Origin of the sequence: Rhodococcus sp. 1163, assembly GCF_002091985.1 — a bacterium.
GTDB lineage: Bacteria > Actinomycetota > Actinomycetes > Mycobacteriales > Mycobacteriaceae > Rhodococcoides.
In genome coordinates, this window is record NZ_MKKX01000017.1 from 335,464 (window position 1) to 354,288 (window position 18,825).

General features: G+C 63.1%; 17 protein-coding genes, 1 tRNA gene and 1 other RNA gene. 7 read left to right on the plus strand and 12 right to left on the minus strand.

Going from position 1 to position 18,825, the window contains the following annotated elements; all coding sequences use genetic code 11:
* Positions 1–7 precede the first annotated feature (7 nt).
* Entirely contained in the window at positions 8–1,219 is a 1,212-nt protein-coding gene (locus BJD99_RS05050; protein ID WP_084345915.1) for an acetyl-CoA C-acetyltransferase, read from the minus strand.
* Positions 1,220–1,452: 233 nt separating this feature from the next.
* On the opposite strand from BJD99_RS05050, the gene BJD99_RS05055 reads away from it, so the two are divergent.
* Positions 1,453–1,686: a hypothetical protein gene (locus BJD99_RS05055; protein WP_256895495.1), complete on the plus strand. Its 234-nt coding sequence runs from the start codon at positions 1,453–1,455 to the stop codon at positions 1,684–1,686.
* 75 nt (positions 1,687–1,761) lie between these two features.
* On the opposite strand, the gene BJD99_RS05060 is transcribed toward BJD99_RS05055, so the two are convergent.
* The 4 genes from BJD99_RS05060 to phoU form a co-directional block, all read right to left on the minus strand.
* On the minus strand, positions 1,762–4,116 hold the full coding sequence (locus tag BJD99_RS05060) for a DNA polymerase III subunit gamma and tau (RefSeq protein WP_143542056.1): 2,355 nt from the start codon (positions 4,114–4,116) through the stop codon (positions 1,762–1,764).
* Between the two features lie 54 nt (positions 4,117–4,170).
* Positions 4,171–6,093, minus strand: coding sequence for a helicase-associated domain-containing protein (locus BJD99_RS05065; protein WP_084345688.1), 1,923 nt, complete (start codon positions 6,091–6,093; stop codon positions 4,171–4,173).
* Entirely contained in the window at positions 6,090–6,665 is a 576-nt protein-coding gene (locus BJD99_RS05070) for an HhH-GPD-type base excision DNA repair protein (protein WP_084345689.1), read from the minus strand. Before BJD99_RS05070 ends, BJD99_RS05065 begins: the two co-directional genes overlap by 4 nt.
* 79 nt (positions 6,666–6,744) lie before the next feature.
* Entirely contained in the window at positions 6,745–7,398 is a 654-nt protein-coding gene (gene phoU, locus BJD99_RS05075) for a phosphate signaling complex protein PhoU (protein WP_084345690.1), read from the minus strand.
* Between the two features lie 164 nt (positions 7,399–7,562).
* Between phoU and BJD99_RS05080 the strand changes: the two genes are divergently transcribed.
* Positions 7,563–7,892 carry a YnfA family protein gene (locus BJD99_RS05080; protein WP_084345691.1) on the plus strand — a complete coding sequence of 110 codons (330 nt, stop codon included), beginning with the start codon at positions 7,563–7,565 and terminating at the stop codon, positions 7,890–7,892.
* A gap of 26 nt (positions 7,893–7,918) precedes the next feature.
* Here BJD99_RS05080 and BJD99_RS05085 read toward each other — a convergent pair whose 3' ends face one another.
* A complete protein-coding gene (locus tag BJD99_RS05085) occupies positions 7,919–9,226 on the minus strand; it encodes a lipase family protein (RefSeq protein WP_084345692.1) in 1,308 nt (435 codons plus the stop codon).
* A gap of 154 nt (positions 9,227–9,380) precedes the next feature.
* Entirely contained in the window at positions 9,381–10,052 is a 672-nt protein-coding gene (locus tag BJD99_RS05090) for a TetR/AcrR family transcriptional regulator (protein ID WP_084345693.1), read from the minus strand.
* A gap of 107 nt (positions 10,053–10,159) precedes the next feature.
* Between BJD99_RS05090 and BJD99_RS05095 the strand changes: the two genes are divergently transcribed.
* The gene (locus BJD99_RS05095) at positions 10,160–11,683 is read left to right on the plus strand and encodes an MFS transporter (protein ID WP_084345694.1); all 1,524 of its coding nucleotides are present in this window, start codon (positions 10,160–10,162) and stop codon (positions 11,681–11,683) included.
* Between the two features lie 50 nt (positions 11,684–11,733).
* On the opposite strand, the gene BJD99_RS05100 is transcribed toward BJD99_RS05095, so the two are convergent.
* Both BJD99_RS05100 and ffs read right to left on the minus strand, forming a co-directional pair.
* The gene (locus BJD99_RS05100) at positions 11,734–13,020 is read right to left on the minus strand and encodes an aminotransferase class I/II-fold pyridoxal phosphate-dependent enzyme (RefSeq protein ID WP_084345695.1); all 1,287 of its coding nucleotides are present in this window, start codon (positions 13,018–13,020) and stop codon (positions 11,734–11,736) included.
* 49 nt (positions 13,021–13,069) lie between these two features.
* An RNA gene (gene ffs / locus BJD99_RS05105) (signal recognition particle sRNA small type) lies at positions 13,070–13,164 on the minus strand.
* A gap of 95 nt (positions 13,165–13,259) precedes the next feature.
* Here ffs and BJD99_RS05110 point away from each other — a divergent pair.
* Together BJD99_RS05110 and BJD99_RS05115 are read left to right on the plus strand one after the other, a co-directional pair.
* Positions 13,260–13,344 (plus strand) — tRNA-Ser (locus BJD99_RS05110).
* Between the two features lie 128 nt (positions 13,345–13,472).
* Complete coding sequence (locus BJD99_RS05115; protein WP_084345696.1) at positions 13,473–14,030, plus strand: TIGR03086 family metal-binding protein; 558 nt, start codon at positions 13,473–13,475, stop codon at positions 14,028–14,030.
* 140 nt (positions 14,031–14,170) lie between these two features.
* Here the strand turns inward: BJD99_RS05115 and BJD99_RS05120 are convergent, their stop codons facing one another.
* Both BJD99_RS05120 and BJD99_RS05125 read right to left on the minus strand, forming a co-directional pair.
* Positions 14,171–14,917, minus strand: coding sequence for a 3-hydroxybutyrate dehydrogenase (locus BJD99_RS05120; RefSeq protein ID WP_084345697.1), 747 nt, complete (start codon positions 14,915–14,917; stop codon positions 14,171–14,173).
* Positions 14,914–16,305, minus strand: coding sequence for an MFS transporter (locus BJD99_RS05125; protein WP_084345698.1), 1,392 nt, complete (start codon positions 16,303–16,305; stop codon positions 14,914–14,916). Before BJD99_RS05125 ends, BJD99_RS05120 begins: the two co-directional genes overlap by 4 nt.
* Before the next feature lie 139 nt (positions 16,306–16,444).
* On the opposite strand from BJD99_RS05125, the gene BJD99_RS05130 reads away from it, so the two are divergent.
* The gene (locus BJD99_RS05130; RefSeq protein WP_084345917.1) at positions 16,445–17,365 is read left to right on the plus strand and encodes a LysR family transcriptional regulator; all 921 of its coding nucleotides are present in this window, start codon (positions 16,445–16,447) and stop codon (positions 17,363–17,365) included.
* An 84-nt stretch (positions 17,366–17,449) separates the two neighbouring features.
* Positions 17,450–18,172 (plus strand): hypothetical protein, encoded by a 723-nt coding sequence (locus tag BJD99_RS21230; protein ID WP_084345918.1) that lies wholly within the window; start codon positions 17,450–17,452, stop codon positions 18,170–18,172.
* Here the strand turns inward: BJD99_RS21230 and BJD99_RS05140 are convergent.
* Positions 18,160–18,816, minus strand: a complete 657-nt coding sequence (locus tag BJD99_RS05140) for a class I SAM-dependent methyltransferase (protein ID WP_084345919.1) — start codon at positions 18,814–18,816, stop codon at positions 18,160–18,162. The genes BJD99_RS21230 and BJD99_RS05140 overlap by 13 nt on opposite strands.
* Positions 18,817–18,825 lie beyond the last annotated feature (9 nt).

Below are 18,825 nucleotides of genomic sequence, written 5' to 3' on the forward strand. Positions count from 1 at the left end.
CTTCGCCTCAGACTCGCTCGATGATGGTGGCAACGCCCATGCCGCCGCCGATGCACAGGGTGATGAGTGCGTAACGGCCTCCGCGGCGCTCGAGCTCGTCGAGCACGGTTCCGGTGATCATGGCTCCGGTGGCGCCCAGTGGGTGACCCATCGCGATAGCTCCGCCGTTGACGTTGAGCTTCTCGTTCGGGATGTTCAGGTCCTTCTGGAAACGCAGCACGACCGATGCGAACGCTTCGTTCAACTCGAAGAGATCGATGTCGTCGACGGTCAAGCCTGCTGTCGCAAGAACCTTCTTCGCCGCCGGTGTCGGTCCGGTGAGCATGATGGTGGTGTCGGCGCCGCTCGTCGCGGTTGCTACGACACGCGCCCGCGGAACCAGGTTCAGGTCTTTGCCTGCCTGCTCGCTGCCGACGAGGACGAGGGCTGCGCCGTCGACGATGCCGGAGCTGTTACCACCGGTGTGCACGTGATTGATCTTGTCGATCCAGTGGTACTTCTGCAGCGCGACGTCGTCGAAACCGCCCATGGCGGCAACTCCGGCGAACGCCGAGTTCAGCTTGCCGAGCGATTCGACGGTGCTGCCCGGACGCATGTGCTCGTCCTGATCGAGGATCAGCAAACCATTCTGATCGGTTACGGGCACGACCGACTTGGCAAAGTAGCCACCCGACCATGCTGCCGCCGCGCGCTCCTGCGACTGCACTGCATATGCGTCGACGTCTTCGCGGGTGAAGCCCTCGATCGTCGCGATCAGGTCGGCGCCGATCCCCTGCGGGGCGAAGTAGGTGTCGTAGTTGGTGGCCGGGTCCAGCGCCCACGCGCCACCGTCGCTACCCATCGGAACACGAGACATCGATTCGACGCCGCCTGCGATCACGAGCTCATCCCAGCCGGAGCGCACCTTCTGTGCGGCGAGGTTGATTGCTTCGAGACCGGAAGCGCAGAACCGGTTGAGCTGGAATCCGCCCACGGTGTCCGGCATCTTCGCGGCGAGAACGGCGGTGCGGGCGATATCCATACCCTGATCGCCTACCGGCGACACGACGCCCAGGATCAGGTCCGAGATGCGGTTCTCGTCCAGATCCGGGAATCGACGACGAAGTTCGTCGATCAACCCGGTAACCAGCGAGATCGGCTTGACGGAGTGCAGCGAGCCGTTCTTTCCTTTACCGCGCGGGGTTCTGATGGCTTCGTAAATGAACGCCTCTGTAGTCACAGCGTGCAGTTCCTTCCACGTACTGATTTCGGTGGCAGCGCCGGTCAGGACGCTGCAGGACACGAGGATTACACCTCGGCTGTGTACAGACTAGAACGTGTTACCACTGAAGGGACAGGACCTAAACGAGCATTGTCTGTGACCGAATGGGCAGTTTGGGTTTCGAAGGTGCTGGGTAGACCTACAATCGACATAGCGGGGGGATATTTGTGGAAGATCAGGAGTTGATGTCCATGGACACCCAGCAGCCCCTTGCTGTCGGCGCACATGTGAAGGTCCGCTACAGCTCCGATGCCGAGCTGTCGCGTGAGCAGTGGCCTAAAGAGTCCGGCGTGGTCAAGGAAGACTTCGGCGACCAACAGGCCGCGGTGACAGATCGCGGCTGGGCTCTCGCCCGTCGATATGCGGTCGCACTCGACGACGGACGCCTGGTCTTCGTGGATCCGGAAGATATCGAGCCGGCCTAGCTCCTTGTTGTCGAGTGCACAGGACAGCACTCGACAACAACTTCGCCTGAGCGGATTTCTCCGCTACGAGCAGCGCTACTCCTTCAAAGGAGTTCCGCCCAGCTGACTTTGAATCAACTCCAGTGCAACCGTATCCGGGTCGCGCCTGATCGATGGATCCGCAGGCTCTGCGGCCGCCTTCATGAGCTCTTCCTCGTCCTCAGCGGTTTCCGGCGGTGGCGGACCTGCCGGCTCGGGGTCGTCAGGGTAGTCCGGCGCTTCAGGTGGCGGAATGTCGTCGTAGCCCGATCCATCCCCCGCCGACCCGAATGCGTCTTCGGTCGTTCGCGCCGTCTTGTTGCTCTGGCTCGGTCGTGAGAATTTTGTCGACGGGGCCTTCGGAGCCTCGGGACCACCCTTCGATGCCGAGACCTCTTCAGCCGGTGCCGTCGCACCTACGACGCAGGTCACGGCCCAGTCGACCCCGAAAACATCACGCAGTGCGTCTCGAATGACATCGGCGTTTCGCGGCTCTCCGAGTCTCTTGGCCAGCGGGGCCGAATCGTGGCCGAGGGTGATCGAATCGACTTCGACGGCGCGCACCGACGCCCCGGACAGCATGACCTCGACCGTACGGCTGCGCTCGCGAACCTTGGTCCTGACCTCGGACCACACCGCACGTACCGCCGCCGCGTCGGGTTGATTCGACTCTGCGACAGGAGCCGGCGCGGGCTCCGGCTCGCTGACGACCGGCTCGCTGACAACCGGGTCACTGGCAACCGGCTCACTGGCAACCGGCTCACTGACAGCCGAAAGCTCGGGCTGCGATTCGGCCTCGTGCTCTTGCTCCGGCGGCGATACAAGAGCCGGCTCAGGCTCTGCACTCGGCACTGGCTCCGGCACGTGGACCGGCTCGGGTTCCGCATTCGGCACTGGCTCCGGCACGTGGACCGGTTCCGGCTCGGGCGCTGGTTTCGGCACTGGATCCGGTTCCGGCGTCACGATGGGCGCCGGCGCAGGCACGGTCACCGCAGGCTGGGGCGCAGGCTGGGGCGCAGGCTGGGGCTGGGGCGGGGGCATGGCAGGAGCCGCGGCGGGCTCAGGTGTAGGCACAGTCACCGCAGGCGCCTCTGCCACCGGCCGTTGTGAGGGGCGAACGAACTTCGACGGAGTGTCCTCCACCGGTGGCACCGGTGCCACTGGTGCCACCGGTGCCGACGCCTCGATCCGTCTCGGGGCTGCATCCTCGACAACCGCGGCCCGATCGACCGCGGCCTGTTCACCGGCGGGAAGGGTCACGTCGAGACGCCGTTCCAGGCGCTCGAGACGTTGAAGGACGGCAGATTCGGCGTCGGAAGCGGAGGGCAGAAGCATGCGTGCACACATCACCTCCAGGAGAAGTCGCGGTGCAGTGGCCCCACGCATCTCCCCCAATCCGGAGTGCACGATTTCCGCATAGCGCGCCAAGGTTGCCGAGCCGATGCGCGTGGACTCTTCGCGGAGTCGTTCGAGCACGTCGCCCGGCACATCGACCAGACCTCGTTCCCCGGCGTCGGGCACGGCGCGCATCAGGATGAGGTCGCGCAGCCGCTCGAGGAGGTCGGTGGCGAACCTGCGTGGATCGTGACCGGCATCTACGACCTTGTCGATGGTGCCGAACAGGGAGCCACCGTCGCCGGCAGCGAGAGCGTCGACTGCCTCGTCGATCAGTGCGACATCGGTGACTCCGAGCAAGGACAGCGCCCGGGGGTATGTCACGCCCTCCGGACCTGCGCCCGCGAGGAGCTGATCCAATACGCTCAGCGAATCACGCGGCGATCCACCTCCTGCACGGATGACGAGCGGAAACACCGGGTCCGCGACGATCGCGTTCTCCTGCACACAGATCTTCTCGAGCAGTCCGCGCATGGTCGACGGGGGCAGCAACCGGAACGGGTAGTGGTGCGTGCGTGACCGAATGGTCGGCAGCACCTTCTCCGGCTCGGTGGTGGCGAAGATGAAGACCAGATGCTCCGGCGGCTCCTCGACCACCTTCAGCAGGGCGTTGAAGCCCGCCGTGGTCACCATGTGAGCCTCATCGATGATGAAGATGACGTAACGAGACTCAGCGGGCGCATACACCGCTTTGTCCCGAAGATCACGGGCATCGTCGACGCCGCCGTGACTCGCTGCGTCCATCTCTACGACGTCGAAGTTGCCTGGTCCACCCGGCGCGAGCGCGACACAGGAATTACACACCCCACAGGGTGTGGAGGTAGGGCCCTCGGCGCAGTTCAGCGAACGCGCGAGGATGCGCGCCGACGACGTCTTGCCGCAGCCACGTGGGCCGGAGAAGAGGTAGGCGTGGTTGATTCGGTTGGAGTTGAGCGCCACACTCAAGGGCTCGGTGACGTGCTCCTGCCCGACAACCTCAGCGAACGTCGCAGGACGGTACTTCCGGTAGAGAGCCACGCCGAAAGGGTACCGGCGAACGCCGACATCGGCGCCGATGGCCCAGCCTCGAGTTCACAACAGCGGCGCGACGACCATCCGGACATTCGAGATCCGGATGGTCCGCCTGGTCTGCAACCGTTCCGACCAGGCATGCAACGTACCGGAATCGAGGAGGATGTCACCGATCGTGTCCTTGACGATGCCCATGCCCGCGGTAAGTACATCGACTGTCACCTCGGTGCCGAGCGCGATAGCTCCTGCGAGGGCGTCGGCATCTCTGGCCGGGAGGTGATGAACGGTCTTCACACGAGCGGCCAATCGGGCTACATCGACCTCGACCGGATCACCTGTCACGAGAGCGCGCGCCAACACACCGACTTCGGTGCGCTGCGGCGAGATCGGAACGATGCGGGGCTGTAGCGGTCGAGGTGACACCCGGGCCACCTCGGTCGGTGCGAAGTCGCCGGTGAGCACTGGGGCGTATCCCGCGGATCGCAACGCGTCGAGCACACTGTGCGCCGGTATCGACGGGGCCAGGGCTGTGTCCGCGCACCTTTCGGCGTCGAAAAGTGCGCGCGCGTGAATCTCGGCGATGAGCGCGGCATCTCGAGACTCGATGCGCCCGGACACCCCGTCGACGGTGATTGCCCCGTGCCGTCGCAAGACATCACGGATCAGGTATTCGAGGGACTGTGGCATTTCGGTCGACGCAGTTGCAGCCAGAGACTCGAGCAGTTCTTCACCGGAGCCACCTCGATCGAGCCAACCGCGGATGGACCGGTCGCTGAACCGCCAGGCCGACGCAGCGCCGCGCGATTCGCGGGTCGCCGATCCCGTGAGAAGCAGCGAAACACGTTCGCTCACAGGGCCGGACACCACGGCAGTGAGATCGGGCAACAACCGCACTACTGATTCGGCTCGGTGGACGAGCTGGTGGACAGCGGGTGCAACTACCGTCGCATCGGCGGTAGTTCCCAGGCTGCCGAGCAGTCGTGACAAGTCCGTCGGAGCACCGTCGACGATGATCCCGAGCGCGGATGCCTCGCGCCACACGGCCGCGACATCACCGGGGTTCGCCTCGGCCGCGAACCGGGGCAGCTTCCACACTGAGTAGTCCACAGCCGAGTCGACGTCGAGAAAACCACCGTCCGGGATCGAGTCGATCATGCGTCGACGAAGCACGGCCGTCGATGGATTCGGGGCGATCGGACCGAGTGTCTGCGCCCGCTTGCCGTTCGCTTGCAAGGAATTCGTCGCGGCGCCCTCCGACCACCACCACGCTTCCACGATCTTCGCGTATTTCGTTGCCCGGTCCATCGATTGCCAGTCGCCGCACTCGGTCGTGCATCGCAGTAGCGGAGCGTGAGCGTCGACGAGACGCAGTTCGCCTGCGAGACCGAGAACAAGTTCGACGTCGTCGATATCAGCGCCGACGCCCTTGGCAAGTGCCCGAAGCTCGCGACTCCCCACTCCCCCTGCCCTGACCGCTTTCACGGAGCCTGCATCGACTTCCACGAGCACTGCTTCGACGAGGTCGCAGAACCCGGCCACGGCAAGTTCCTGCGATTGCACATTCGCTGTCCCACGCTCGACCATGACAGGCCGCGACACGTCGAGGAGTGCGTGCAGATTCAGACGTTCGAGGTTCTCGACAATGGAGGTGTAACCCTCACCGACCGGCAAGCAGAGCCCGAGATCGATCAGCGATCCCACCGCGCGATCGACCTCGGCCGTCGTGCATTCGATCCCCTCCGCGACCGCGATACCGAGGTCCGAACGCGAGATCGATTCGCGTCCAGCGAGAATGACGAGCAGAGACAGCGCACCCACGTCGAGTTCACGTATGGCGGCATCCAACGATCGATCGCGCCGCAGAAGGTGGGCAAGCGCGGCATACGTGCGCGGTGGCGGATCGAGCGCCACGTCGGGACGCTTGCCGAGAAGACGGGCCAGCGATGCCTCGTCGATACTCTCGAGCCAGTGCTCGTACGTCACTTTTTCTTGGCTGCTGCCTTGGCTGCTTTCTTGAATTCGCGGACTTCGAGGAGCGACTTCTCGTCGACGACATCGGCGATCGACCGCCGCGACCCCTCGTCCCCGTACGCGCCTGCGGCCTTGCGCCACCCGTCGGGCGTCACTTCCATCTGCTTGCCCAGCAACGCGAGAAAGATGCGGGCCTTCTGATCTCCGTACCCCGGCAAAGCCTTCAGCCGCTTCAGTACTTCGGGTCCGTCAGGACTGTCACGGCGCCAGATCTGATCCGGCTTACCGTCGTAGTTCTCGACGAGGTATTCCGCAAGTCCTTGAATACGTTTGGCCATCGAAGCCGGAAAGCGATGTACCGCAGGCGTTGTGGCACACACGGCCGCGAACTCCTCCGGGTCGGCTGTCGCAATGGTCTCGACGTTCAGATCACCAAGACGGTCGACGAGTTTCTTCGGACCGGCGAATGCCGATTCCATCGGAACCTGCTGATCGAGAAGCATTCCGATCAGCAACGCGAAAGGGTCCTCGGCGAGCAGCGCATCGGCTTCTGGGTCGCCGACCAGGTGCAGAGTAGGAGACATAACTCCGATCCTCCCACGCGGGAGGAAATTCCGTTATCGGGTTCCAGCTGCGATGTCGTGGCCGAACTGTATGGCTCGACTATGTCTCGTCGGACCGAAATTCACCGGTGACGAGGAAGATGACCCGCTTGGCAACCTCGACAGTGTGATCGGAGAACCGTTCGTAGAATCGGCCGAGCAACGTGATGTCGACGGCAGCAGGAATGCCGTGCGGCCAGCCCGGTGCGGACGTCAGAGTGAACAAGCTCCGGTGGAGTTCGTCCATCGCCTCGTCCTTGGTCTGCAGCTCGGTGGCCAGTTCGGCGTCACGGGAGAGCAGAACCTTGCGCGTCGAATCTGCCTGTTCGACGGCGACGCGCCCCATCTCGGCGAACACACTCTCCACCTCGACCGGCAGTACGTGTGCAGGGTGCCTGCGTCGAGCGAGCTCGGCGATATGGATGGCAAGTCCACCCATGCGTTGGAGATCGGCAACAATGTGAAGTCCGCTGACCATGATTCGCAGGTCCAGTGCGACGGGCGACTGCAACGCGAGGACACCGAAGGCTTGGTGCTCCCAGTCGGCTGCAGCTCTGTCGATCGTTTCCCTGCCGGAGATGGTGTGTTCCGCGACTGCGAGATCCGCGGTCAGCAAGGCCCTGGTAGCCGATTCCATCGCAGATTCCGCAAGTCCGCACATCGATGCAAGATCGGCTGCGAGGGAATCCAAGGTGACGTTGTACTGCTCACGCATGAGCTACCTACCTCCGTTGGGCTTACTCGATTGACCTCGATCGGTCACGATCATCTGCCGCCGCCCCTCGCTGTGTACATACCTTCACCCTGTTACCCGAGTGTTGATCCTCCTACACTTGGGAAACCTATGGCACTTCGGTGAACATATGGAATCGTGCACACGTGACGGTACTCAAATCCATCCTGTTGTTCGGCGTCGCTGCAGTGCTGGAGATCGGCGGGGCGTGGCTGGTATGGCAGGGAGTCAGAGAACACCGCGGATGGATCTGGGTCGGCGCAGGTGTCGTTGCGCTCGGTGCCTACGGATTCGTCGCGACGCTGCAGCCGGACGCCAATTTCGGCCGCATCCTCGCCGCGTACGGCGGTGTCTTCGTCGCGGGGTCTCTCGCCTGGGGAATGATCGCCGACGGCTTCGAGCCGGACAGGTGGGACGTGACAGGAGCAGCACTCTGCCTTCTCGGCGTCGCCGTGATCATGTACGGCCCGCGCTGACTGTGCCCGGACCGTACGAGATCACCTCAGCAATTCGACGGCGCTGGGACTCCGTCGAAACGATCCTTCATCCAGCTCTGCGCTTCACCGAGTCCGAGTAGATCCGGAATGATGTGTCCTGCACCCGATCCCGGCACTATGGCCGGTACCTGAGCACTGCTGAGCTGAACGGTTGCACCTTGACTGCACCAGTCAGCGGCCAGCTGCACGGCTTGACCGTGTGGGACGACGTCGTCGGACGTGCCGGACTGAATCAGCACGGGCGCGTTCGGTGTGCGTTCGCCGATCTTGTTGGCCGCCAATATCTCCTGAGCCCTGGGTAGCCTGTCGAGAACAACCGACATCGGTTCGCCTGTGTTGGTGTACTCCTGCGTGCGATGCAACCCGACCGTCAGAATCGTGGCGCCGACACATTGATCAGCGACCTCTCTCAACATCGCCTTGCCTGCACCGTTGATGTTCTCGTCGATGATCGGCTGAAGATCCGGGTCGGATTCGAGCAAGCCGTTGAGCGTGTAACCGATCACGCCGGTGAGGATGGTGCCGTCCACCTGTTCGAGTGTCGACTTCAGATCAGCCGGCGGGGCCCCTGCGTACGTACCGACGATGTTCAGTTCCGGCGCGTACTCGGATGCCAGTTCTGCACCGGACGCCGCCGCGCCTCCACCCTGTGAGTAGCCGTACAGTCCGACGGGTCCATCGGTGGAAATCTCTGTGCCGGAGAGACTCTGCGCTGCCCGAGCCGCATCGAGAACAGCATGCCCTTCGGCAGCGCGGTTGACGTAAGTGTGGGCACCCGGGGTGCCGAGTCCCTCGTAGTCGGTGATGACGACGCCATATCCCTGAGACAGCAACGCGTATGCGGCGAGCACCTCGTACTCCACCATGGCATCGAACGGCGGCGTGTAGGTGATGAGGTTGTTCAACATCTTCGATGGCGCACACTGGTCGCCCTGCCCCTGCGTACCGGGTGCGAGACTCACGAGCGGTCGCGGACCTGGGCCGGTCCAGTCTGCCGCCGGATCGATGTAGGTGCCAGTCACTGCGATCGGATCACCGTTGGAATCCTTGCTGCGGTACATGATTCGAGTAGCCTCGCCGGGGAGTGCCCCACCGATGGTGGGCACCGAGATCGCCAAATGCGAGGGCTCGGAGCGGATGACGTCCCCTGCATCGCCGTCGGGCAGTGGGCTCGGAGGTAGGTAGAAGTCGGACTCCACCGTCGATCCGGTCGATGAACCCGATGGCGGCTGAGCCGACGCCAAGGGCGTCATCGCTGTTGCTGCCAGCAGAACGGCTCCGACGGCCGGTCCGACTACCCGTGACGCTCGCATGCATTACCCCCATAGGTCCACTGTCGCCGCCGTTATTACTAGGCAGTAGCAACACTCGTGACGGACCATACGTGATGTACAGCACAGGCGAAAGACTGATGGTTCAACCCACCGCGCACCGGCGTGAACCTTGTGAACAATCACAAAAAACAGATCAGCGGCGACGGCGATGCATTGCAGCTTTCGCCGAGTCGAGCTCGACTCCGGTGAGTGCACGCCCCGGCAGAGCGGTCGCCGCACCGGGTTCGGATCGGAGCCCGTCGAGAACCACGGTGAAGTAGCGTCGCCAATTGCCGGCGTCCACCGCGGAGGTGAATTCGGCGCCTGTGGAGACCATGCTGATCAGCGGAATGATGTCGTTGACCTCGACGTCGCCGCGGAGCTGACCCGACGCCTTCGCTCGGAGTACGATCTTCTCGACGAAGGGCTCGAGCCGTTCGCGCACCTGCGCGATCCCCGCGCAGCCCTCGTCCGTGCCGAGTACGACCTCACCGAGACCCCGGTCTGCGGACATCCCCTCGCACAATCTATCGAGGAACACCACGAGGCCTTGCCACGGGTCGGCGGTGGTCAACGCCTCCTCAGCGAACACGGTCATCTCCTCGAGCCGCTGTTCGAAGACACCATCGATGAGCTCTTCTTTGCACGAGAAGCGCCGATAGACGGTTCCGACGCCGACCTTCGCATGATCGGCGACGTCGTCGAGAGTGATGTCGATTCCGCGCAATGCGAACAGCTCGCGAGCTGCCTCGACGATGCGTTTGCGGTTTCGTTCCGCGTCGGCCCGAAGCGGCTTCTTTGCCGCTGTGTCAGCTCTCACACTCATCTGAATGTCCGTTTCACCCGGTAAGCGGAGGATTGACCTCCGCTTAGCTGCTACCTTTGGTCGATAACCGGAGAGTACACCTCCGCATAGCCGACAGAAGGACGAATATGACCGCATTGTCTTCGGATAGCGTCGAGACATCGACGTCACCGGCCTCGGAAGAAACTGCTGACGCAAAATCACATCGCGTTCGCTGGCTGGTTCTCGCCACCCTCGGCCTGGCTCAGCTCATGGTCGTGCTGGACGCGACCATCGTGAACATCGCGTTGCCGGCGGCCCAGCTCGATCTCGGCTTCGACAACAGCAACCGTTCCTGGATCATCACCGCCTACGCGCTGGCCTTCGGCAGTCTCCTGCTCCTCGGCGGCCGACTCAGCGATCTGTTCGGTCGTCGCAACACCTTCCTCGTCGGGCTCGTCGGCTTCGCCCTCATGTCCGCGGTCGGGGGCGCATCGGTGAACTTCGGAATGCTCGTCGCAGCTCGCGCAGGCCAGGGCGTATTCGGTGCACTTCTCGCACCGGCGGCACTGTCGCTGCTGGCAACCACGTTCACGGACCCGAAGGAGCGTGCGAAAGCATTCGGCATCTTCGGTGCAATCGCCGGTGGCGGTGGCGCGTTGGGCCTGTTGCTCGGCGGCATACTGACCGAGTGGGCGACCTGGCGTTGGAGTCTCTACGTCAACCTGATCTTCGCCGGGGTGGCGTTCGTCGCCGGATTCATCCTGCTGGCCAAGCATGCGGTCACCACCAGGCCCAAGCTCGACATTCCGGGAACAGTCACAGTCTCGGCCGCGCTGTTCGCCATCGTCTACGGTTTCGCACACGCAGAATCCGACGGCTGGGGTAACACGGTCACCCTCGCGTTCCTGATCATCGGTACAGCATTGCTCGGCGTGTTCGTCGTCCTGCAGCGACGCGTCGCGCATCCTCTGCTGCCACTGCGCATCATCCTCGACCGGACACGCGCTGGATCGTTCCTCGCAGTGTTCGTCACCGGGGCAGGCATGTTCGCAGTGTTCCTCTTCCTCACCTATTACATGCAGAGCACACTCGGCTACACACCGATCACTACCGGATTCGCTTTCATGCCGATGATCGGCGCGTTGATCCTCACCGCAACGGTGTCGACGGGAGTGATCCTGCCGCGATTCGGACCCCGGGTCCTGATACCGACGGGCCTGCTGGTTGCCGGGGTCGGAATGAGTCTCCTGACTCAGGTTTCACTGGACAGCACCTACCCGATGCACATTCTGCCCGGGTTGATCATCATGGGCCTCGGACTCGGCGCCTCCATGGCTCCGGCCTTTCAGAGTGCGATCTCCGGGGTGAATCTCGACGACTCGGGCGTCGCCTCCGCCACGGTCAACACCATGCAGCAGATCGGCGGCTCGATCGGTACGGCATTGCTCAGTACCATCGCAGCGAGCGCAGCAGCCACGTACGTCACAGACAATGTGGCTAGCGCATCGAGTGCGGCGGCACTGCAGGCCAACGCCGAACTCGCCAGCTACACAACGACGTTCTGGTGGGCGAGTGGGATCTTCGTGCTGGGCGCGGTCATCACCGGGTTCCTGTTGCGACCGGGCCTACTCGCCGAAGCACCAGAAGGCGCGGTAGTGATCGGTCACTGAGCGACTTCGTTGCAGCCTGAATGGAATACGCCCTCTCGGGCGTATTCCATTTACCTGTCGAGGAGCTTTTCGGTCGCGGCGAGCAAAACGCACGTCGCGACCCCGTCCATCGACTTCTGCAGATCGTCCAAGGACGGGAAGCTCGGAGCGAGCCGGATGTTTCGGTCCTCGGGATCGTTTCCGTACGGGAATGCCGAACCCGCTCCCGTCAACGCGATACCGGCGTTCTTCGCCAATGCGATCGAGCGAGCCGCGGTGCCCTCGAGCACGTCGAGGGAGATGAAGTAGCCACCCTTCGGCTCCGTCCACGACGCGATCTTCGACGCACCGAGCCGGTCTTCGAGGATCTGACCGACGAGCGCGAACTTCGGTGCAAGGATGTCCCGATGCTTGGCCATGTGGGCACGGACACCGTCGGCGTCGCCGAAGAACCGCAGGTGCCGAAGCTGATTCAGCTTATCCGGACCGATGCTCTTCTTACCCAAATGCTTTTGGTACCACGCGAGATTCTCGTCCGAGCTGCCGAAGAAGCTGACACCCGCACCGGCGAACGTGATCTTCGACGTCGACGCCAGTACGAACGGACGATTCGGGTATCCGGCTTCGGCCGCCCACCCGAGAATGTCGTGGGACGGGGCGAATTCTTCCACCAGCGGATGCACGGCGTAAGCGTTGTCCCAGAACAGGCGGAAGTCTGGGGCGGCAGTCGGCATGGATGCCAACGCTCGCACTACTTCCTCGGAGTACACGGCCCCCGTGGGGTTCGAGTAGTTCGGAACCGCCCACATGCCCTTGATCTGCGGATCCGACGAGACGAGACGGGTGATCTCGTTGATGTCGGGACCGTCGGGAAGCATCGGGACTGCGATCATGTCGATGCCGAAGCTCTCGGCGATCGCGAAGTGCCGGTCGTATCCGGGCGCCGGGCACAGGAAGCGGATATTGGGCTCGGCCGACCAAGGCCGCGGCGAATCGGTAAGACCGTGCAGCAGGGCCCACACAACCAGGTCGTGCATGATTTCGAGGCTCGCATTGTTACCGGCCAGGAGATTCTTCACCGGAATGCCGAGGATTTCACCGAAGATTGCTCGTAACTCGGGAAGACCTGCGAGGCCTCCGTAGTTGCGGCAGTCGGTTCCATTGCCGTCGCGGTAGTCCTCGCCGGGAAGCGTCAGCAGGCCGGCAGCAAGATCGAGCTGCTCGGGCGACGGCTTCCCTCTGGTGAGGTCGAGTGCAAGGTTCTCGTTCTCGAGCTGCTGGTACTTGGCAGACTGACGCTCGTGCTCGGAGACGAGCTCCTCATGGCTCATCAACCCCATTTGGGTTTGCGCTGGCATGTGGAGCTTCCCTCTCGGTGTCGGGGCTCGAAATCTGGTCCCTTGAAAGTAAAGGGGACCCCGCGCACCCGGCAGAGCCCATTGACCCTTGCTGCCTTCCGGCCCTGGGGGAGTTCACAGGATGCGCGCCGCGCGGGATCCATTGAAGAGTGTAACCACACTGGCGGCCGTGCCGTTTCGGTGGCCCTCACCGGAGCCCGTTTGGGATCTGGAGGGGGTTATCCGGTACGCTTCCACACGGAGGATTCGCCTAGTGGCCTATGGCGCTCGCCTGGAACGCGGGTTGGGTTAACGCCCTCAGGGGTTCAAATCCCCTATCCTCCGCAGAGAAGCCCCTGCAACCGTTTGGTTGCAGGGGCTTTCTTCATATCGGTGCAGGTCCGCGCGCCCCGTCTCCTACGCATTCCGATATTCGATCCCCGGCGAGGGTGAATGTTGGGAGAATCGGCCGCATGACAACGCCGGAATCGACCGCCGACCGCTATCGCCGCCTCGCAGGCGTACTTACTCGCCGCATCGAGGCAGTGCCGTCCGACAAGTGGGATATCGCCTCTACCTGTGCGGGCTGGAGCATCCGTGACGTTGTGAAACACCTCGTCGACACCGAGAAGGGCGCACTCGAACCCGTCGGCCTCTCCATTCCCGACGGCCCATCGGCGGACGACAATCCAGCCACCGCCTGGGCCCACACCCGCGACGGCATGCAGGACATTCTCGACGACCCGGCCCGCGCGAACCTCGAGTACGACGGACATTTCGGGAAAACCGATCTAGCGTCGTCGATCGGGTCGTTCTACAGCCTGGACTTGATCGTTCACGCGTGGGACATCGCGCACCCGGCGGGCGTCGACGCAACCATCGCCGACCAGGACCTCGACTTCGTCGAAGCGTTCATCGAGCAGATTGGCGACAACATTCGAATGGAGGGAGTGTGCGGTCCGGCCGTCGAGGTGCCGGAGTCGGCCGATCGCCAGAGAAAGGTGCTCGCCCAGTTGGGTCGGGAGGTCTGAAAGCGCCTCACCCATCGCTTGAATGAACCATTCATACGATCAAATAGCTGGAGGGGTCCATTCAAGCCGGTGGTGGTGGTGGCGGTGGTGGTGAACACCAACTGGTGGGGCGGACACAAGCCGGTGGTGGTGGTGGCGAACTACTTCGCCGACCACCCACCGTCCATGGTGTAGGACGCACCGGTGACCATGCCCGCGTCCGCGGACGTCAGCCATCCGACCAACGAGGCAACTTCCGACGGTTCGACGAGCCGTTTGATCGCGCTCTCGGCCAGCATGACCTGTTGGAGCACCTCTTCTTTCGGAATACCATGCGCGGCAGCCTGATCGGTGATCTGTTTCTCGACCAGCGGGGTTCGGACGTAGCCCGGATTGACGCAGTTGCTTGTCACTCCATGCGGGCCACCTTCGAGCGCGGTGACTTTCGACAGTCCTTCGAGCCCGTGTTTGGCCGTGACGTAGGCAACTTTGAATGCAGAGGCACGTAGGCCGTGCACAGAGGAAATGTTCACGATTCGGCCGAATCCACGAGAGTACATGTGCGGCAACGCGGCTCGGACGAGAAGGAAGGGCGCTTCGACCATCAGCGTCTGAATCCGACGAAATGCCGTTGGATCGAAATCGACTATCGCCGAGACGGTCTGTATGCCGGCGTTGTTGATCAGAATGTCGGTGTCGAGAGTGAGGTTCTCCAGAGCCGCGACGTCCGATAGGTCCACCGCCCACGACTCCCCGTGCAGTTCCGATGCCAACTCCTTCGCCGCGACTTCGTCGACGTCGGCGATGGTGACTCTCGCGCCCCGATCCGCGAGCATCCGGGCACACGCTGCACCGATGCCGCCTGCCCCACCGGTGACGAGTGCGGACCTCCCGGTCAGGTCCGTCACTTCAGTCCTGCTTTGGCCAGTTCTGCCTCGGTTGCAAGGTTTTTGGCATCTGCGATATCGATGGACTCCAGCGCAAGACCCTTTGTCTCACGGGCAGCGATGACCGCAACCAGCGTGATGGTGCACGCACCGGCCAGGTACCACGCAATCGGGACCGAGGATCCGTACCTGTTCAGCAAGAACACTGCGATGATCGGCGCCAGTGAGCCGGCGACGATCGAGGTGACCTGATAGCCCAGGGAGACGCCGGAGTAACGCATACGCGTCGGGAACATTTCGGCCATGATCGCCGGCTGGGTGGCGTACATGAAGGCGTGGAAGACCAGGCCGATGATGATGGCGAGCATGATGACGGCGTTGTGCCCGCTGTTGAACATCGGGAATGCGAAGAAGCCCCACGTGCCGGCGGTCAGTGCACCGAACAGGTAGACCGGCCGTCGACCGATTCGGTCGGCTAGACGTCCTACCAGCGGAATGACGGCGAAGTGGACGGCATGAGCTGCGAGCATCCACCACAGGATCGTCTGGGTGTCGGTGCCGACCTCGACTTTGAGGTAGGTGATGGTGAACGTGACGACGAGGTAGTACATGACGTTTTCGCCGAACCGAAGACCCATCGCAGTGAGAACGCCACGCGGGTAACGCTTTACGACCTCGAAGACGCCGTACGACGCGGCCTTGATGACCTCGGCCTGCTTCTGTGCCTCTAGGAAGATCGGGGCATCGGTGACCTTGGTGCGAATGTAGTAGCCGACGAAAACGATGACGGCAGAGAGCCAGAATGCGACACGCCATCCCCAGCTGAGGAAGGCTGCGTCGGACAGCGTTGTGGTCAGGACGAGAAGGACGACGGTAGCGAGAAGGTTTCCGGCGGGCACCCCGGCCTGCGGCCAGCTGGCCCAAAATCCGCGACTCTTGTTCGGACTGTGTTCTGCCACAAGAAGAACCGCGCCACCCCATTCGCCACCGACTGCGAAGCCCTGGATGAATCGAAGCAGCACGAGAAGCGCGGGGGCCCAATAGCCGATCTGGTTGAAGGTCGGGAGGCAACCCATGAGGAATGTCGCACCGCCGACGAGCACAAGACTGAACTGCAGCAACTTCTTTCGGCCGTACTTGTCCCCGTAGTGTCCGAAGACGATGCCGCCGAGCGGGCGAGCCACGAATCCGACGGCATAGGTGACGAAGGCAGCCAGGATCGCGTCGAGCTCGCTGGTGCCCGCGGCGAAGAAGATCTTCGAGAACACCAGCGTCGCTGCAGTGCCGTAGAGGAAAAACTCGTACCACTCGACGATCGTGCCTGCCATCGACGCGGCAACGACCTTCTTGAGCCCGGTCGGGGCTGCGTCCGGATCTGGACCGCTGTGCGATCGTTCGTCCACGCTCATTGGCACTCCTCGTGTGATTCGGCATGCGCGGCGTACCGACTGTGACGGCTCGCACACATGCTGGGTATCTCGAGTATTGGTGCAGAGCAATTGCGATGCAATAGCCAAGAACGCAGGTGCGATCTGCAAATATGCAGAGATGACGTCATCCTCGGCCGGTCGACTACCGAGTGCCGACGACCTTCTGGTGCTCCTGGCCGTCGGGCGGACCGGTCGCTACAGTTCTGCCGCCGCTGAGCTGGACGTCAACCACACGACCATCTCGAGGCGCATCGCCGTCCTCGAATCGACGCTCGGGGGTCGCGTTCTCACCAGGGGCTCAGGCGGGTGGGAGCTGACCGAGCTCGGGCGTCGAGCGCTGGCCGCAGCGGAAGCCGTCGAATCGGTGGTGCGGGGATTGGTGACGCGCGGTGACGCTGCCGAGTCACTCGAAGGAGTCGTCAGAATTTCGGCAACGGACGGGTTCAGCGCGTACATCATCGCCCCGGCCGCGGCTCGGGTGCAGCGCCGCAATCCCAACGTGGCCGTCGAAATCGTTGCGACGACCCGTCGAGCGTCTCAGCAGCGGTCCGGGCTCGATATCGAGGTCGTCGTCGGCGAGCCCCAGGTCCATCGCGCACAGGCTTTCCGTCTCGGTGACTATCGCCTCGGGTTGTACGGCTCGCGCGCATACTTCGACGAGCACGGGACTCCGCAGAATCTCGATGAATTGTCCGCCCACCCGTTCATCTACTTCATCGACTCGATGCTGCAGGTGGACGACCTGGATCTGGCCCCGAGTTTCACTCCGACGATGCGCGAATCGGTGACCTCCACCAATGTTTTCGTCCACGTCGAGGCCACTCGCGCGGCAGCAGGTATCGGTTTGCTGCCGTGCTTCATGGCCGATCGCCACGACGACCTCGTCCGAATCTTGCACGACGCTGTCACTGTTCGGCTCACGTACTGGCTCGTCACACGTAGTGAGACACTGCGCCGCCCCGAAGTCGCGGCGCTCGTGGAAGCGATCCGAACCATCGTCGACGAGCAGCGTCCGGCGCTGTTGGGCCTGGCCGAGTGATGACCGTCTGTGCGGGGGTACGAAGTGCGCCCGGCGTATACCGTCGTGCACACAGAGTTTCCGTCTGACAGGGAGGATCCCTCGATGTCCGATATCGACTTCTATTTCGATCCGGTGTGCCCGTTCGCATGGATGACCAGCAAATGGGTTCGTAAGGTGCAGGCGCAGCGTGATTACACGGTCGACTGGCGATTCATCTCCCTGCGCCTGCTCAATTCTCACATCGACTACGCGTCCCACTTTCCACCTGAGTACGAGGCCGGCCACACCGCAGGTCTACGACTGCTGAGAGCCGCCGCAGACATTCGGCGCGAGCACGGGCCCGCTGCGATCGGGCCACTGTATGCCGCACTCGGTACGCAGATATTCGATACCGATGTGGTGCCCGATGACGCTGCGAGCCACGGTTATCGCGGCACCGCGGCGTTCCTGGCACCGATCCTCGAACAACTGGGCTTGCCGACTCGGCACACCGGCGCACTGGATGATTCCTCGTTGGACGAGGAAATTCGTGCCGAAACCGACCATGCGCTCTCGCTGACCGGCAAGGACGTCGGCACACCGATCATTGCCTTCGAGCCTCCGGACGGAGTTGCATTCTTCGGCCCGGTGATCAGCAGACTACCCAGTGACGAAGATGCAGTACCTCTGTGGGACAACGTGATCGGACTCGCACGCTTCCCAGGGTTCGCCGAAATGAAGCGCAGCATGCGTGAGCTTCCCCAACTGAAGGCTCTGGGTGTAGCGGAGGACGAAGTCGGTACGCAGCAAGACTGGCACGCCGGTAGCCGACGTCAGAAGAAATGACCACCGCCGGCGGTCGCCGAGGGAACCGACCCGACGCGCACCTGGATGTGACCGCCGCGCACCGATGCCGTTTTCATTGCATCCAACCGAGCGGGCATTGCAGTCCAGGGGTGAGCGTCGATGTCGGATCCACCGAGTCGGCACGCCAGGCGCGCCAGCGGTGTCCATAGTTCTGCGCGTCCGACCGGTTTCTGCATGTCTACGACGGCCACCGCTCCCCCCGTCCGGGTGGCGGAGATCATCGCGTCGAGTGCAACCTCCCACCGAGCCATCAGCGACAACGCGTAGGTACTGATAGCCGCATCGAAGGGAACGTGATGTCCCAGGTCCACCGAACCGAGTGCGGTGGCGTCGGCTGCGACGAGGTTGACGTTCTCCCACCCAGCTGAGGTAGCGCGGCGTCTGGCCTGCTCGAGCATCTGCGGGCTGGCATCGACTCCGGTGATCGAACCTGCCGGCCCGATCCGGCGCTGAAGCAAAGCAAAGTTGAGGCCGGTTCCGCAGCCGATGTCGAGAACATGGCTGCCCGCTGGAAGTGCCATCAGATCGATCGCTGCCGTGCGACCAGCGCGATAGATCGGCCACTCGAAGGAAATGACGTCGTACATGCGCGCCGAAATCGTGTACGGCGTCGGCTTCTTCATCGGTCGGTC